The organism is Pseudomonas sp. Eth.TT006 (genome assembly GCF_054456575.1).
Genome location: NZ_JBTJEN010000009.1, coordinates 153,914 through 169,489, shown reverse-complemented (window position 1 = coordinate 169,489; position 15,576 = coordinate 153,914). Strand labels below are relative to the sequence as shown.

Below are 15,576 nucleotides of genomic sequence, written 5' to 3'. Positions count from 1 at the left end.
AGTTCTTGTTAATGGGTGAGATGAATGGCATCTGCAACGGCCAGGTTTCAGCGTTGGTCTTTTTAAAAGCGAAATAATTTTCGAGGCGCTTGCACCAGCAACGAATCGCGGCCCTGCGCCGAAAGTTCCAACGCTTGCAACTGCTCGACGACAGTGCCGAAACCGATGCTTTGCTCATGCTGCGTATGCGGCCAGTCGCTGCCCCATACCAACTGATGCGAGCCGAAACTTTGTTGCAGCAGCGGCAATGCCCTTCGAGCGAAATCAATGTTCTGTTGTGGCGTACCTCCCAAACGATAGATACCCGAGACCTTGATCCAGATCGAACCTTTCGATCCGGCCTCAAGCAACTCGCCAAACCCGGGCTGATCGACGCCCGCATTGGCATCCGGCCGACCAAAGTGATCGATCACCAGTTTCACGCCGAACGGCGTCAATTGCTGGATCAGTCCCGGCAGATCCTTGATCTCCCGGTGCAACTCGACATGCCAGTCGAGCTCAGCGATATCGCTGAAAAAACCTTGCCAGGCGCGGTCACGAAAATCGGGTAATGCCTTGCCCATCAGGTTCAAGCGCACGCCGACCACGCCCAGTTGGCTCATGTCATTCAAGGTCGAGCGACTGACGCCTGGCTCCAGCACCACCACACCGCGCAACTGCTGCGGCGTTTGCTTTAACGCCGCCAGCAGGTAGCTGTTGTCGGTGCCGAGGAAGCTCGGTTGCACCAGGACGCCATGACTCAGACCATGCGCTTGCAAGTGATCGAGGTACTGGGCAAGCGTGGCGTCGTAATCAGGGGTGTAGCGCCGTGTACCGATCAGATGCAGATAGCGGCTGAACACATGGGCATGGGCGTCGATGCCGGTGATCGGCACAGAGTGAGTATCTGACATGGGTTTCATCTACTGAAGGTTAGGGTCATCACGCCCGAGCGCGTTGGTTGCCGGTGCTACTGGCCGACGCGGAAGTGGTCCTGGCTTCAAGGTCCCTGCCCCGGGTTTCAGGCAGGCAGAGTGCGGCAAGCACCGCCACGCCGTAGGCGATCCCGGCATCGATACCAATCGCCGAGCCCAGCGACATGGAGTCGCTCATGTGCCCGACCAGGAATGGAAACACCGCGGACAGCACCCGACCAAAGTTGTAGCAAAAACCAACGCCGGCGCCGCGCACATCGGCCGGGTACAGTTCGTTGAACAGTGCACCCAGACTGGCCGGAATACCGGCAGCGAAGAACCCCAGCGGGAACCCGAGGAACAGCATCTGCGTATTGCTCAGCGGCAAAAACACGTAGCACTGCACCGTGACTACGCAGCACAGAGCAAACAGCACAATGTTTTTACGACGGCCAATGCGGTCGATCAAATAACCGCTGGCCACACACCCACACCAGAAGGCGAAGATGATCACCGCCAGATAGCCGCCGGAGTTCAGCACCGACAGATTGCGCTCGGTCTTGAGGAAGGTCGGCAGCCAGGTCATCACTGCGTGATAGCCACCGTGTGCGCCCAGTCCCAGCAGCCCGCCAAACAAGGTCACGCGAATCAGTTCCGGGCGAAAAATGCCGGCAAGCGACTTGAAGAAATTTTGTGGGATGGCGTTGTCTTTTTGCAGACGCTGGAAGCTGTCCGGCTCCTCGACGTTACGACGCACCCAGATGATCAGCAATGACGGCAGCAACCCGACAAGGAACATCACGCGCCAGGCCATGTCCTGTGGCACGAAGGTATAGATCAGCGTGAACACCCCGACCGCCAGGCCCCAACCCACCGCCCAGGCACTTTGCACAGTGCCCATGACCTTGCCGCGATACTGCGGATTGATCGTCTCGGCCATCAACACCGCGCCGGCCGCCCACTCCCCGCCGATCCCGAAACCCTGCAGCGCTTTGACGATCAACAGCTGATTGAAGCCCGTGACAAAAGCCGAGAGAAAGGTGAAGAACGAGAACCACAGAATCATCCACTGCAACGTGCGCACGCGGCCGTAGCGGTCCGACAACGTCCCGCCGACCCAGCCACCGAGTGCCGAGGTGACGAGGGTCACGCCGCTGATCAAGCCGGCATCGCCCTTGGTCAGCGCGAACGCGGCGATCAGCGCCGGGATCGCCAGACCGAACATCTGTACTTCCAACGCGTCGAGCGACCATCCGCCGAAGCAGGCCCAAAACGTTTTGCGCTCGCGAGGAGTGACTTGGCGATACCAGCTGAACATGATTCTTATCCTTATAGGTGTTACGCAAGGCAGCCGACAGCCAACCGCACCGCGGCGGAGCCAGCTTGGGCAAACAAACAGAAAACCGGTGGCGATCCACTCGCCGCAAAGCGATCCGCTACGCAGGCAGGCGTCAGCGAATATCCACGCTGTAGCGGAAGTGCTCGGCGTGACCGCGCGAGCGGCGCCATTCCAGCGGTGAACCCGCGTAATCGCGGGCCAGACGCTCGATCACAATCACCGGACTGTTGACCGCGACCTGCAGCAATCGGGCATGCACGTCGTTCACCGATTCAGCGGTCAGCGTTTCTTCGGCCGAGGCGACAACCTGTCCGCACACTTCTTCGTAGATCGGATACAGCAGCGGCCCTTCACGACTGAGGTCGATCTCCAGCAGCGCCTGAAAACGCTGGCGGGGCAACCAGATTTCTTCGGCGAGCACCGGCTTAACGTCGAGCAGACGCACACGAACAATCCGAATCACCGGCGCATCGGCGGGCAACCCCAGCGCTTGCGCTACGGCCGAAGGTGCAGCAACGGGCTCGATCGAGAGGATGCGACTCTCCGGCACCTGGCGCTCACCGGAAACAGTCTGGAATCGAAAGAAACGGAATAATGAGGATTGAAACTGCGGCCGGCGAATAAAGGTTCCGCGCCCCTGCTGACGCTCCAGAATGCCCTCACTGACCAGCGCATCAATCGCCTTGCGCACCGTACCGGTGGACAGCTGGTATTCAGCAGACAGCGCCGCTTCAGTAGCAATCGCCTCACCCGGACGCCAGCGGTTGTTGGCGATCTGCTCAGCCAATTGGTCACGCAGGCGTTGGTACAGCGGCAGTCGGGCATCACTGGACAAAGAATTCATCGACTTTATTCACCTTGTTATCTAGTCATCTATATGAATCTTGCGGCGAGTATTTGCCCAGTTAACCTGCCTGTCAAGGAGGGGCTTTTCGCTTGGCTGACGAATGGCTGCCCCACTGCCCTCCTCATCGACATTCGGCCGATTGCAGCCCGGCAAAAACGGTTCAGGTTCGATCTATCTCAAGCACCAGTACCCAGCGGTTGAACGGCGCTGAGCCGGCCAAACCTAACACGTCAAAAAACACCCACTTGCGGGTCCTGACCAAAAAAAACTGGGCTGTCTGTCCGGGTGAAACGCTCAGTGCATTGCTGGTCAATATGACCTCACCAGACGTGCCTCCAATGTAAGGCGAGTTCGCAGGGTCAAGCATTCCGACCTGCAACACCCCGCGACTTTCGGGAAAGGTCAGAGAGCGTGTTTCACCCGTCTCCAGACGCCCTACGACCATACCGTCAAACAGAATTGCCAGCGGAATAGCCTGGCCATAGGCGCTATCGAACAGACCTTTCTTCCGTTGAATCGTAATGTCCATGTGCCGTCCTTAAGGTGCTCACCACCAAGAGTGTAGTTGCACCTCGCGCCGCACTAATCGCTCAAGATGTCGTGTTCCAATAGAAATGGATGTATTCATCAGGACTACCCCCAAAAATGCCTGACAAACACCACCGCCAACACCACCCACACGCCAATAATCACCACTGCGGCCACGCGACTGCTGGGGCGCCGGTCATTGTTCTGTTCAAAAACGCGCGCCTGCTCGCGGCTTTCGCGGTAGACGTCTTCCGGGATCAGACGACAGATCAGCCAGATGGCTGCTGGTAAGAGGATCACATCATCCAGCAGTCCCAAAACAGGGATGAAGTCCGGAATCAGATCGATGGGGCTTAAGGCGTAGGACACCACCAGCACACACAGCACTTTCACCGGCGACGGCGTGCGCGGGTTGCGGCAGCAGAACCACAAGGTCATCGTCTGTTGTTTGATTGATCTTGCCCACTGTTTCAAAAGTCGCAGCATTGAGTCGTGCTCGGGAGGATCAGTCAGTCACTGTAAGGCAGATGGGGTGAAAACCGTGTCAGCCACTGTTCGGAGCAAACCGCGAAAACCCACTGCACGCTGTTCGCGCAGTGGGTTGGGTCGTCGCATTGACGGTGCCGTTAGCGGCAGTGCCGATCAGTGACCAGCGCTTTGCCCGCCATCAACGTGGAGGATTTCGCCGGTGACGAAGCTGGCGCTGTCCAGATACAGCACCGCGCCGACGATGTCTTGCACCTCGCCCATGTGCCCGACCGGATGCAGGCTGCCCAGCGCGGCGTGGCTTTCCTCGGCGTGCATCGGGGTCTTGATGATGCCTGGCGACACCGCGTTGACCCGGATGCCGCGCTTGGCGTATTCGATCGCCAGGGATTTGGTCGCGGCGTTCATGCCGCCTTTGGTCAGCGACGCCAGCACCGATGGCACGCCATCGATGGCGTGATCGACCAGTGAGGTGGTGATGCTGACCACGTGGCCACCGTCACCCTGTTTCTCCATCTGTGCGATGGCCTGCTGCGACATGTGGAAGAAGCTGCCCATGTTGGTGGCCACGGTGTTCACATACTCTTCGCGGGTGTACGCGGTGAACGGTTTGGCGAGGAAGATCCCGGCGTTGTTCACCAGCGTATCGATGCGACCGAAACGCGCGACGCCTTCGCGGATGATTTTCTCGGCGGTGGCCGGATCGGCGATGTCACCGGCGACGGTCAGAATGTCCGGATCGGTTGATGGTTTGATCGAACGCGATGTCGCCACCACCTGATAGCCGAGCTTGCGGAAACCTTCAACGATCCCTGCGCCCAGACCCTGGGATGCGCCAGTGACCACAACGACTTTTTTTGCATGGCTCATGATAATTCCTCGTTTGCGGCTCATCGGAGGTGATGAGCCGGCGTGGAATGAACTTTAAGTGTTGCCCCTGAAGGGATAAATGCGGGTCCGGTTACTTCATTTGTGATGCGATGTAATAAGTGGAGCGCTTGTGTATGCTTGCCGGCACGGCCCTGTAACCGGTGTGATTGCCATGAAACGCCACTTTGATGACCTGCAACTTGGAAGCATCGAGCTGTTCTGCCTCGCCTCGGAAACCGGCAGTTTTACCGCTGCCGCGCAGGTCGCCGGGGTCACGCCGGCAGCGGTGAGCCGTTCGATTTTGCGTCTGGAGGAGCGTCTGGGATCGCGCCTGTTCGTGCGCACCACCCGCAGCATTCGCCTGACCGAGCCGGGCCGGGCCTTCTACGAGCAGTGCCGCCAGGCGCTGACGCAACTGGTCGAAGCGCAGCAGGATGTGATGGGCGCGCAAACCAAACCCTCGGGACGGCTGCGCATCAGCCTTCCAACCACCTACGGGCATCACCGGATCCTGCCGTTGCTGCCGAAGTTTCGAGCGCTGTATCCGGACGTCAGCGTCGATATCCATCTGGGCAACCGCAACATCGACTTTGTCGCGGAAGGTTATGACCTGGCGATTCGGGTCCGCGCGCAACCGGACTCGAACCTGATCGCCCGCTTGCTCGAAAACGCGCAACTGGTGGTCGTCGCGACTCCCGAATACCTGGCGAAAGCAGGCATGCCAACCACGTTGGATGAGCTTGGCGTTCACGAGTGCATTCAGTTTGAACTGCCCAGCAGCGGGCGCCGCATCTCATGGCTGTTCGAGGTCGAGGGCAAAACCCGCGAGATCTTCACCGACGGCAGCTACTGCTGCTCGGACGATGTGCTGGGTGGCGTGACCCTGGCTAAGCACAGCGCCGGCCTGTTCCAGACCTACAAATTCATTGTCGAGCGCGAACTGGCTGACGGCAGCCTGGTCGAGGTGCTCCAGCCGTTCAATGGCTGCTCCAGGCCCTACACCCTGCTCTACCCCCATGGCCGCTACCTGCCTCAGCGGGTGCGGGCGTTCGTTGACTTCCTGTTGCAGCATCGCAGCGCCTGGGCAGCCAACTGAACGCCGCTTGCACAGATGCAGCGTTAGCCCGCGAGATTCAGCAGATTATTCCTTGCCGACGGTAACAACGGCATCTTTCGCCTGGGCGCCTTTGTTAGCTTGATCAAAGCAAAGCACTGGCTGTCACAGCCTCCCGCCCCCGCTGTTAACAGCACCTGTTACCGCTCCAAGGAGCCCGTTGGATGACCACACACTCTTCGAATAGCGACCACATCGATCCGCAAATCTCCCAGCAGTTTTATATCAACGGTGGCTGGTCCTCACCGGCAACGCCGGGCAGTCTGCCGGTGATCAATCCTGCCACTGAAAGCGTTATTGCCCAGGTCGCCAGCGGATCGGCCGAAGACGTGGATCGCGCCGTCGCTGCAGCGCGTGCGGCGTTTCCTGGCTGGGCCGCGACCTCGACTGAAACGCGCGCGGCGTTTCTCGGCAAGATTTACGAGCTGATCCTTGAACGTAAAGAGCTGTTGGCGCAGGCACTGTCCGTGGAAATGGGCGCGGCCATCGGTTTCGCCCGCGCGATGCAAGTGCCGTTGGCCGCCGAGCACGTGCGGATTGCCCGGGACCTGCTGTCCACCTATCACTTCCAGACCGTTGAAGGCGGCACCGCGATTGCGCGCGAGCCGATCGGCGTCTGCGGGCTGATCACTCCGTGGAACTGGCCGCTTTATCAGATCACCGCGAAAGTCGCGCCGGCCATCGCAGCCGGCTGCACCGTGGTGCTGAAGCCCAGCGAACTGTCTCCGCTGAGCGCCCTGCTGTTTGCGCAATTGGTGCACGACGCCGGACTGCCGCCGGGGGTGTTCAACCTGGTCAATGGCACCGGTCCCGAGGTTGGCGGCGCGATGGCGGCGCACCCGGAGATCGACATGATTTCGATCACCGGATCAAACCGTGCCGGTGCACTGGTCGCTCAAGCGGCCGCGCCTACGGTAAAACGCGTCACTCAGGAGCTGGGCGGCAAGTCGCCCAACGTGCTGCTGCCCGATGCTGATTTCGCCAAAGTCGTGCCACTGGGCGTGATGACCGCGTTTCGCAACGTCGGCCAATCGTGCAGCGCGCCGACCCGAATGATCGTGCCGAGGGCACGGCTGGCGGAAGTCGAGGCACTGGCTGCTGCGACCGCCAATGCGATCATCGTCGGCGATCCACAAGCGGAACAAACGGTCCTCGGCCCGATCGCCAACGAGGCCCAGTTCAAGCGCGTGCAAGTCATGATCGAATCGGGCCTGAACGAAGGCGCGAAACTGCTTTGCGGCGGGCCGGGTCGCGTACCCGGTCATGAATCGGGTTTCTATGCCCGGCCGACGGTGTTTTCCGAAGTCGATTCGAGCATGCGCATCGCCCAGGAAGAAATCTTCGGCCCGGTGCTGTGCATCCTGGCTTATGACACGCTCGATGAAGCCGTCGCGATCGCCAACGACACGGTCTACGGGCTCAGCGCTCACGTGCAATCAGTCAACCTTGAGCAGGCACGTGCGGTAGCCTCGCGCATCCGCGCCGGCCAGGTGCTGCTGAACCACCCGGCGTGGAATCCGATGGCGCCGTTCGGTGGCTACAAGCGCTCCGGCAATGGTCGGGAGTTTGGGGTCTACGGCTTCGAGGAGTATCTGGAAACCAAAGCCATCGTGGGTTTTGGTGAGTAAAACAAAAACGGGGGACAGTCAGCTGTCCCTCGTTTTTGCTTCGCAGTTTTGCGCACCTTACGCAGCGCTTTCAGAATTTCCCACCCAGCGGATACTCGAGCGCCAGACGCAGCTGATTCGCATCCAGTTCAGCCTGCGCCGCATTGCCACGATGCACCGCATGACGCAGGGTAAATGCCAGGTTCTTCGCCACGCCCGACTGCACCACGTACCTGGCCTGCAGGTCGCGCTCCCAGTGTTTACCGCCCTCCCCGTAGCCAAGCCAGGTGTAGCCGCCGTTGCGGTCCATGTGGCTGCCGTCGATACCGCTGCCGCGCACATAGAGTGCACCAAAGGTCAGACCGGGAATGCCGTAGCCGGCCATGTTCAGGTCATAACGGGCCTGCCAGGATGCTTCTTGCGGTGCGTTGAAGTCGGACAGCGCGACGGCATTGCTCAGGTAGATTGCGCCTCGGGTGACATAGTCGTAAGGCGTGTCCCCGTCGACTTTCTGATAACCCAGGCCAAAGCTGTGGGCGCCAGCCTTGTAAGTCGTCAGCAGACTCCAGGTGGTGTTGTCGATCCGGCCGGACAAGGCTTTGCCGGTATCCCGAGTGCTGTACAGATTGAGGTCGAAGGTCAAATCCTGACCTGCCGCTAACGGCTGCGTGTAGACCGCACCCAGGTATTGCTGGCGCCAGGTCTCTTCGTAGAGCGCGCTGAACCAGCTGGCACTCAGTCCTTTGAGCGCTGTGTTGCGCACCCCGACCAGGTCGAAGCTGTTTCCCTGCTTGCCGTTGGAATAGTTGACCACGAATCCCTGGTCGTGACTGCTGGCATTGCGGTCAGTGCTTTCATTGAAATGTCCACCGTACAGCGTAGTCGCGGGCAGTTCGCGACTGGTCAGCAGCCAGCCGGTGGCGGTTTCCGGCAGCAGGCGGCTGTCGGATGAGCCAAATACCGGGGTCTTTACCCGTTGCTCGCCGTAACGCAATTCAGTCGAGGAAAAGCGCACTTTGCCCACCGCACCAGCGCGACTGAATTCATCCTTCGGATGGCCGTCATTGTCCACGCCAAGCAACCGCGCCTTGCCCGCTCGCCCGCCGCCGCTGTCCAGTTCCCAGCCGGAATAGGCGTGGGCATCGATGCCGAAACCTACGGTACCGGTGGTGTAGCCGGAGGCGATGTCGGCCATCAGGCCATAGGCCCATTCTTCGGCGAGGTCGCTGCGCTGCGCGCGCGGTTTGAAGGCATTGCGCGCACCGTTACTCCGTGCGCCGTGTTCATAGTCCCGACGGTCGTAAACGCTGCGATTGAGCAGGTTCCACTGACTGTCTTCGACAAAGCCTTTGGCGTTGTCTTGCTCTGCAGCGCAGGCCAGCAGGGACTGCCCGCCCAATGCCACCAGCAGGGTATGCGTCGATAAGGTTTTCACAGGGCAACTCCACAGAATACGGGTCTGTAAGGTGTCCCGCCGCACGGGGGACACCGTTGGCTGGCTCACAGATACTTGAGGATCGCGATGTCGCGCCGGCGTTGTTTGAGGGCGGCGAACCAGCGTGTCGGGAAGAACAGCAACACGCCGAGAATCGCACTCCACAACCACACCATGGGCAGGTCATCGAAGCCGTAGTACGCGCCTTGATTGGTGCCCCAAATGGCCACCGATACCAGGTACATGGCCTTGAGCACATACAGGTGCAGCAAATAGAAGAACATCGGTGCACCGCCGTAGATCGCCAGCGTCGCGGTGGACCAGCGATCCTGGAGTTTCTCGAACAATGCCAGCAGGAGCAGGCCCAGACCGAGGGTCGGCATCAGGAACATCAGCGATGGCGGGTACTTCTTCGCACTCATGAAACTCATGAACGTGCGCAACGCATCACCGGTCTGCACCCAGGGTTTCTCGCCGTAGACGTTCAGGTAACGGATGAACACGAACGCCACCAGCAGACCGCTACCGAGCTTGACCAGCCGCGAGATGCGCTCGCTCGGCGGCATGTCCTTGCCAAACCAGGGGCCGATGGCCCAGCCCAGCACAATCACCCCGATCCACGGCAGCACCGGGTACGTGGTGCGCGCCCGGGTGAATTCGGTGATGTCGATAAACACCCGCTGATGCAGGATCGACCACGGCACAAAGAACGGCGACTCTGGCCCGACGGTCACGTTATCCAGCAGGTTGTGCCCGGCGACGATGGCCACCCCGAGCACAATCAGCCAGCTGCGCTTGAAGTGCAGTAACCCGGCGAGCACGATCATGCAGATACCGATGCACCAGATCACCTGCAACCACAGGGTCTTGGGCGGAAACTCGGCGTTCCAGGCGAAACACACGAAGGTGATTTCCAGCAGCACCAGAAACAGCCCGCGCTTGAGCAGGAACACCGAGGTTTCAGCGGCGGTGTGTTTCTGGCTGTAGAGCCAGGCCGAAAGTCCGGTAAGAAAGATAAACACCGGCGCGCAGATTTCACTGAGCATCCGCGTGAAGTACAAGTCCGGCGTCACGCTTAACGCGTCAATCGGGTCGGTCACCTGGCGGTGCAGGAGGAAGGTTTCCCGCACATGGTCAATCAGCATCAACAGCATGACGAACCCACGCAGGGCATCGATCGCCAGCATCCGGGTGTTGGTTTTTACCGCCGTGGTAGCCAGTGCCGGGGGAATACTTCCCGCCTGCCCGGCCAATCCTGAAGATTGGGACATAGTGGTGACTCCTGTGGGGGCGCAATCAGGCTTGTTTTTTCAACCGGGCGACTTCCGAGGCCGGCAACTGGGACGGTGCCCGTGGCAACGGCGGCTTGCCCTGTGTCCGATAGAACGACAGCGTCGAGCTGAAGCTCTTCAGGTCATAGGGTTCGGCCTTGCCGTCCGGGCCGACGCGTTCTCCGGCGATGCGATCCTTGTATTCGACCGCCACCACATACGTGCCCTGCCACGGTAGATCGAAGCTGACCTTGCCGGATTTGTCGGTGCGCGCGGTCACCACTTCGCCCGAGCCGATCTCCAGGACAACGTCCTGATCCACCAGCGGCTTTTTCGAATAGAAAACCTGGAACTGCGCCTTGTCAGCCTCGACCTGGCCGGTCGGTACGATGTCGAGGGTCAGCTCCGGGGTGCGCGCACGCAAATCGCCGACCCAACGGGTGGCAGGCGTCCAGTAGGTCTTCAGCGTCTTGCCCGCCTCATGCAGATCAAAGATCGGATAATGCGCGTCCTCGGCCAGCAGCGAATCATCGCGCTTGCCCTGATGGGCCACTGCAAAGGCCTGACGCTGCAAGGTCAGGTTCAACGGCAAAGACGGGTTGCCGACCGACCAGCCCTTGAGTTGCTGGAACCGGTCCATCCCGCCCGGCGTGACTTCCAACATGTTTTTGTCATACTCGCCGTAGTACAACGACAGGGCTTGCCCGGGTGGTTGTTCGTACCAGATCTGGTGCGCTTCGCTGCTGCCGGCCAGCAGGAAGACGCTGTAACCCAATAGTGCTTTTGCGTTGCTCATTCGCATTTTTTTGGCTCCGATTGGTGTTATTGAACGATCTGTGGCCGGCGCTTGATCCTTGCGAAATCAGCGACGTCACAAACCGCGTCCCTCTCTCTGTACGCATTACAACGCAGCGACTTTGGCGCTTTGCGCCGAAAACCGCGCAGGCAGGGCAATCAGCAACTGTTTTTGCCGGGGCAAACAGGGGTTTATGCGGCTTGCGCAAGGATGAGGCGTGTTGGCGGGGCTGAGCGGCGTGATGTCCAAACACGGTGCATTGCGCACCTGAAAACAATTGTGGGAACGGGCTTGCTCGCGAAGGCGGTTTATCAGTCAACCTCTCTATCGACTGACACGACCTCTTCGCGAGCAAGCCCGCTCCCACAGGGGATTTGCGTTGGTGTCGAGGGCTTCAGTGCCGCAGCAACTTGCGCAGCGGCACGCCGTCTTTCAGCACCGGGGATTTGATGTGGGAGCGGGCTTGCTCGCGAAGGCGGTTTATCATTCAACCACTCTGTCGACTGACATGACCTCTTCGCGAGCAAGCCCGCTCCCACAGGGGATTTGTGTTGGTGTCGAGGGCTTCAGTGCCGCAGCAACTTGCGCAACGGCACGCCGTCCTTGAGCACCGGAGATTTGATGACGATGTAGCTGAAGTACTTGGAAATGCCGATGTTCTTGTCCAGCAGGCTTTCGATCACTTCCTGATAGTGCTGAATGCTGCGCGTCATGAAACGCACCAGATAATCGTAGCCGCCGCTGATCAAGTGGCACTCCAGCACTTCATCCACCAGACGGATATTGGACTCGAACTTGGCGAAGTCTTCGCGCTTGTGGTCACTCAGAGTGATCTCGGTGAAGACCGTCACCGACTCGGTGATTTTCGCCAGATTCAGGTGGGCCTTGTAGCTGGAAATGTACCCGGCCGACTCCAGCCGTTTGACCCGTTGCAGACAGGGGCTGGCCGACAATCCCACGGCATCGGCCAGGCTGACATTGGTCATGCGCCCGTCCTTCTGCAATTCAACCAGGATACTGATGTCGATGCGGTCCAGTTTGACTAAACCTTCCATTGCGAACCTCTTGACTGCCATTTGTAGGACAATCTACTAGCAAAATCAGCGCCGTAAAGACAGCTGATGCTGCGCGACCAGGTCGGCCATGCTGTTGATGCAGTAATCCGCCGCGCAGGGGCTCGGGTGTTTCTTCCGTTCACGACCGATCAGGCACACATCGGTCAGCGCCTCGCCGCTGGCGGCGGGTCGCGTCACCCGCAAAATCTGCGCCGGTTGCAATTCGTTGGCCTGCAACCAGTCGGCGTCCTGCAGCGGCTCGCTGGCCAGCGAAATAAAATCATCGGCGCCGATCCCCAGACGCTCGCACAACAGCGCGCGATCCTCGGCATCCCGGTCGCCAACGACCAACAGGCGATAGAACTTGCGCAAGTACAGCATCGCCCCTGGCGCATCTTCGAACAACGACCAGTTGGCTGCGGAACGGGCGAAACTCATGCCCTCCTCCCAACTGGCTTTCAGGCTCCAGCGCTCGGCCAGTTGCCGGTGGGCGAAACACAGCAATCCACTGAAGCCTAGCTCAGCGAAGCGCGGATAGAGCGCGCGCACCACCTCGCGAAATTCCCCCAGCACCTGTTCCTTGTCCGGGCGCCCGCCGCGGTTGTCGAGCAACGGCTGCAACGCCGTCCAGACCCCCGAATCGCGGTCGACCAGGACTTCATCGCAATCGATGAGCAGCGCTCGATAATCAGTCAGCCCCATGGTGTCCACAGCCTCCGATGATGCGTTTGATCAATCCATGCGCCAAAACGGTTCAGCGCCGCCGGCCTGCGCCCGCGCCGCTGAACCCGGCGGACATCAGTTCAATACCCGTGCCAATGCGTCCTGCAGAATCTGCAACGCTTCATCGACTTGCGCTTCGGTCGTCACCAGTGGCGCGAGGAAGCGCAGCACGTTGCGATGCACGCCGCACTTGATCACCAGCAAACCACCCTTGCGCGCTTCATCAATCACCCGCTGGTTCAGGTCAGCGTCCGGAGTACGCGCTTCGTCGTTCTTGATCAGCTCGATGGCCAGCATGAAACCGGTGCCGCGCACATCGCCGATCTGCGGGTGACGCTGTTGCAACTGCAGCAGACCTTCACGCAGGCGCTTGCCCAGGGCATCGCCACGTTCGAGAAGTTTTTCTTCCTCATACGCGTCGATCACTGCCAGCGCCGCCGCGCAGGAAAGCGCGTTGCCGCCGTAGGTGCCGCCGAGGCCTCCGGGCAATGGCGCATCCATGATCCCGGCCTTGCCGACCACACCCGACAACGGCAGACCACCGGCCAGACTCTTGGCCACAGTGACCAGATCCGGCTGAATCCCTGCGTGCTGGAAACCGAACCACTTGCCGGTGCGGCCGAAGCCGGTCTGGATTTCATCGAGGATCAGGACGATGCCGTGCTTGTGGGTCAGCTCGCGCAATGCCTGGAGAAACGGCGCCGGTGCCGCGAGGAAACCGCCGTCGCCCTGCACCGGTTCAATGATGATCGCGGCGACCCGCTCCGGCGCGACCTGGGTGGCGAACAACTCGTCCAGCGCCTTCAGCGCCATTTCGCTGGTGACCCCGCGATAGGCATTCGGATACGGCGTATGGAACACCTCCGGGGCGAACGGCCCGAAGTTCTGTTTGTACGGCTGGCTCATGCCGGTCAGCGTGGTGCCGAGCAAGGTCCGGCCATGGAAGCCGCCGCGAAAGGAAATCACCGCGGAACGGTTGGTGTGGGCGCGGGCGATCTTCACCGCGTTCTCCACCGCTTCGGCGCCGGAGGTGAAAAATGCCGCTTTGTAGCGCTCCTCGCCACCGATCATTTCGCACAGGCGCTGGGCCAGATCCAGATACGGTTTGTAGGCCACCACCTGAAAGCAGGCGTGCGAAACCTTGTGCAATTGCGCCTGCACCGCGGCGACCACCTTCGGATGGTTGTGGCCGATGTTCAGCACGCCGATGCCGCCGACGAAATCCAGATAACGCTGGCCGTCCACATCCCATAACTCCGCCCCCTGGGCACGATCGATCACCAGCGGGTGCGCGGTTACCAGCCCGCGCGGCACGAACTGCTCGCGCTGACGGAGCAAATGAGAGGTTTGGTCGACTTGGCTGTTCATGGCATTTCCCATCGTGAGTCCGGCAGCCCGGAGTGAATGCAGGAGGTGGTTGCAGATGGTGTCCAGATTAAGGCCTGCGCAAAGCCGACTACGCCGAACTTGGCCGCTGAGAAATCCGGATCGACTGTTTTCACCCTGCGAAACGGCAGATTCCTTCAGGCCGCCGAATCTGCCGCCGGTGCGCGAATCCGGCATGACGCGAGGTGTTCACGGCGCTGCTTTCGACAGATCCTGCTCTGGCGTTGGGCGATGATGGGAACACTTTTCAACCCTTCAGGAATTGACCATGGCTCTGCTCTACAAAGCTGACCCCGTGCGCGGCGAACAGTGGAAAGCACTGTTTGCCGAGCACGCTCCGGATATCGAATGGCGCGCCTGGCCGGACATCGGCGATCCCGCCGACATCAAGTACCTGGCGGCGTGGCAGGCGCCGGATGATCTGCAGCGCGTGCTGCCGAATCTGCAGGTGTTGTTTGCGCTGTCGGCCGGGGTCGATCAACTGGACTTGAGCCGAATCCCGCCGAGTCTTCCGGTGGTGCGCCTGCTCGATCCGGGGATCACCCAGGGCATGTGCGAGTACGCCAGTTTTGCCGTGCTCGCCCTGCACCGGGACATGTTGCGCTATCGCCAGCAGCAGCTGGCGCGCTGTTGGCAGGCGCATCTGTTGCAACCGGCACATAAACGCCGGGTGGGTGTAATGGGACTCGGCGCGCAGGCGCAGCAGATTCTCGCCACCTTGCAGCCGCTGGGTTTCGCGCTGAAGGGCTGGGCGCGCAGTGCGCATCGAATTGACGGCGTCGAGTGTTTTGCTGGTGGCGAACAACTGCCGGCGTTCCTCAGCCAGTGCGATATTTTGCTCTGCGTGTTGCCGCTGACCGAACAGACCCGGGGCATTCTCGACCGCGAGCTGTTTCGTCAATTGCCGCGGGGTGCGGCGCTGATCAACATGGGGCGTGGCGGGCATCTGGTGGAGGCGGATTTGCTGGAAGCACTGGACAGCGGGCAACTCAGCGGCGCGGTGCTGGATGTCGTGCAGGATGAACCGGCACCGGCGGAGCATCCGTTCTGGCGCCACCCGCAGATTCTGCTGACCCCGCATATCGCGGCGATGACCCAGCCGGAAAGCGCATTTGCCGTGCTGCTGGAAAACATCCGCTGCTTCGAACGTGGTGAGGCCATGACCGGACAGATTGATCGCGATAAAGGCTACTGAGCCACACCATCCTGTAGGAGTGAGCCTGCTC

General features: G+C 60.4%; 15 protein-coding genes. 3 read left to right on the top strand and 12 right to left on the bottom strand.

The features are described from left to right. Window positions 1-62: 62 nt before the first annotated feature. From ACXR0M_RS16415 to ACXR0M_RS16390, 6 genes are all read right to left on the bottom strand, one after another. Window positions 63-893, bottom strand: a complete 831-nt coding sequence (locus ACXR0M_RS16415; RefSeq protein ID WP_458832852.1) for an amidohydrolase family protein — start codon at window positions 891-893, stop codon at window positions 63-65. A gap of 28 nt (window positions 894-921) precedes the next feature. Next, entirely contained in the window at window positions 922-2,211 is a 1,290-nt protein-coding gene (locus tag ACXR0M_RS16410) for an MFS transporter (protein WP_458832851.1), read from the bottom strand. A gap of 133 nt (window positions 2,212-2,344) precedes the next feature. Then, window positions 2,345-3,076: a GntR family transcriptional regulator gene (locus tag ACXR0M_RS16405; protein WP_458832850.1), complete on the bottom strand. Its 732-nt coding sequence runs from the start codon at window positions 3,074-3,076 to the stop codon at window positions 2,345-2,347. A gap of 163 nt (window positions 3,077-3,239) precedes the next feature. Beyond that, the gene (locus ACXR0M_RS16400) at window positions 3,240-3,608 is read right to left on the bottom strand and encodes a hypothetical protein (protein ID WP_458832849.1); all 369 of its coding nucleotides are present in this window, start codon (window positions 3,606-3,608) and stop codon (window positions 3,240-3,242) included. A 104-nt stretch (window positions 3,609-3,712) separates the two neighbouring features. Continuing rightward, window positions 3,713-4,045 (bottom strand): YkvA family protein, encoded by a 333-nt coding sequence (locus tag ACXR0M_RS16395; protein WP_458832848.1) that lies wholly within the window; start codon window positions 4,043-4,045, stop codon window positions 3,713-3,715. A gap of 204 nt (window positions 4,046-4,249) precedes the next feature. After that, a complete protein-coding gene (locus ACXR0M_RS16390; protein ID WP_458832847.1) occupies window positions 4,250-4,963 on the bottom strand; it encodes an SDR family NAD(P)-dependent oxidoreductase in 714 nt (237 codons plus the stop codon). 172 nt (window positions 4,964-5,135) lie between these two features. Here ACXR0M_RS16390 and ACXR0M_RS16385 point away from each other — a divergent pair, with 172 nt between their 5' ends. After that, window positions 5,136-6,059 carry a LysR family transcriptional regulator gene (locus tag ACXR0M_RS16385; RefSeq protein WP_458832846.1) on the top strand — a complete coding sequence of 308 codons (924 nt, stop codon included), beginning with the start codon at window positions 5,136-5,138 and terminating at the stop codon, window positions 6,057-6,059. A gap of 182 nt (window positions 6,060-6,241) precedes the next feature. Further along, window positions 6,242-7,705, top strand: a complete 1,464-nt coding sequence (locus ACXR0M_RS16380) for an aldehyde dehydrogenase family protein (RefSeq protein ID WP_458832845.1) — start codon at window positions 6,242-6,244, stop codon at window positions 7,703-7,705. 70 nt (window positions 7,706-7,775) lie between these two features. Here the strand turns inward: ACXR0M_RS16380 and ACXR0M_RS16375 are convergent, their stop codons facing one another. The 6 genes from ACXR0M_RS16375 to gabT form a co-directional block, all read right to left on the bottom strand. After that, window positions 7,776-9,119: an OprD family porin gene (locus tag ACXR0M_RS16375; RefSeq protein ID WP_458832844.1), complete on the bottom strand. Its 1,344-nt coding sequence runs from the start codon at window positions 9,117-9,119 to the stop codon at window positions 7,776-7,778. A gap of 65 nt (window positions 9,120-9,184) precedes the next feature. Next, window positions 9,185-10,390 carry a DUF1624 domain-containing protein gene (locus ACXR0M_RS16370; protein ID WP_458832843.1) on the bottom strand — a complete coding sequence of 402 codons (1,206 nt, stop codon included), beginning with the start codon at window positions 10,388-10,390 and terminating at the stop codon, window positions 9,185-9,187. A 25-nt stretch (window positions 10,391-10,415) separates the two neighbouring features. Further along, window positions 10,416-11,186 carry a DUF4198 domain-containing protein gene (locus ACXR0M_RS16365; protein WP_458832842.1) on the bottom strand — a complete coding sequence of 257 codons (771 nt, stop codon included), beginning with the start codon at window positions 11,184-11,186 and terminating at the stop codon, window positions 10,416-10,418. A gap of 566 nt (window positions 11,187-11,752) precedes the next feature. Continuing rightward, complete coding sequence (locus tag ACXR0M_RS16360; protein ID WP_027616181.1) at window positions 11,753-12,241, bottom strand: Lrp/AsnC family transcriptional regulator; 489 nt, start codon at window positions 12,239-12,241, stop codon at window positions 11,753-11,755. Window positions 12,242-12,286: 45 nt separating this feature from the next. Further along, on the bottom strand, window positions 12,287-12,943 hold the full coding sequence (locus ACXR0M_RS16355) for an HAD family hydrolase (protein ID WP_458832841.1): 657 nt from the start codon (window positions 12,941-12,943) through the stop codon (window positions 12,287-12,289). Between the two features lie 96 nt (window positions 12,944-13,039). Continuing rightward, on the bottom strand, window positions 13,040-14,332 hold the full coding sequence (gabT, locus tag ACXR0M_RS16350) for a 4-aminobutyrate--2-oxoglutarate transaminase (RefSeq protein WP_458832840.1): 1,293 nt from the start codon (window positions 14,330-14,332) through the stop codon (window positions 13,040-13,042). A 286-nt stretch (window positions 14,333-14,618) separates the two neighbouring features. On the opposite strand from gabT, the gene ACXR0M_RS16345 reads away from it, so the two are divergent. Further along, window positions 14,619-15,545, top strand: coding sequence for a 2-hydroxyacid dehydrogenase (locus tag ACXR0M_RS16345; RefSeq protein ID WP_458832839.1), 927 nt, complete (start codon window positions 14,619-14,621; stop codon window positions 15,543-15,545). Window positions 15,546-15,576 lie beyond the last annotated feature (31 nt).

Bases quoted from the DNA above. Each gene is read 5' to 3' on its own strand.
- ACXR0M_RS16410 (WP_458832851.1), bottom strand. From the start codon at position 2,211: ATGTTCAGCTGGTATCGCCAAGTCACTCCTCGCGAGCGCAAAACGTTT.
- ACXR0M_RS16380 (WP_458832845.1), top strand. From the start codon at position 6,242: ATGACCACACACTCTTCGAATAGCGACCACATCGATCCGCAAATCTCC.
- ACXR0M_RS16355 (WP_458832841.1), bottom strand. From the start codon at position 12,943: ATGGGGCTGACTGATTATCGAGCGCTGCTCATCGATTGCGATGAAGTC.
- ACXR0M_RS16415 (WP_458832852.1), bottom strand. From the start codon at position 893: ATGTCAGATACTCACTCTGTGCCGATCACCGGCATCGACGCCCATGCC.
- ACXR0M_RS16345 (WP_458832839.1), top strand. From the start codon at position 14,619: ATGGCTCTGCTCTACAAAGCTGACCCCGTGCGCGGCGAACAGTGGAAA.
- gabT (WP_458832840.1), bottom strand. From the start codon at position 14,332: ATGAACAGCCAAGTCGACCAAACCTCTCATTTGCTCCGTCAGCGCGAG.
- ACXR0M_RS16365 (WP_458832842.1), bottom strand. From the start codon at position 11,186: ATGAGCAACGCAAAAGCACTATTGGGTTACAGCGTCTTCCTGCTGGCC.
- ACXR0M_RS16385 (WP_458832846.1), top strand. From the start codon at position 5,136: ATGAAACGCCACTTTGATGACCTGCAACTTGGAAGCATCGAGCTGTTC.
- ACXR0M_RS16370 (WP_458832843.1), bottom strand. From the start codon at position 10,390: ATGTCCCAATCTTCAGGATTGGCCGGGCAGGCGGGAAGTATTCCCCCG.
- ACXR0M_RS16395 (WP_458832848.1), bottom strand. From the start codon at position 4,045: ATGACCTTGTGGTTCTGCTGCCGCAACCCGCGCACGCCGTCGCCGGTG.
- ACXR0M_RS16400 (WP_458832849.1), bottom strand. From the start codon at position 3,608: ATGGACATTACGATTCAACGGAAGAAAGGTCTGTTCGATAGCGCCTAT.
- ACXR0M_RS16390 (WP_458832847.1), bottom strand. From the start codon at position 4,963: ATGAGCCATGCAAAAAAAGTCGTTGTGGTCACTGGCGCATCCCAGGGT.
- ACXR0M_RS16360 (WP_027616181.1), bottom strand. From the start codon at position 12,241: ATGGAAGGTTTAGTCAAACTGGACCGCATCGACATCAGTATCCTGGTT.
- ACXR0M_RS16405 (WP_458832850.1), bottom strand. From the start codon at position 3,076: ATGAATTCTTTGTCCAGTGATGCCCGACTGCCGCTGTACCAACGCCTG.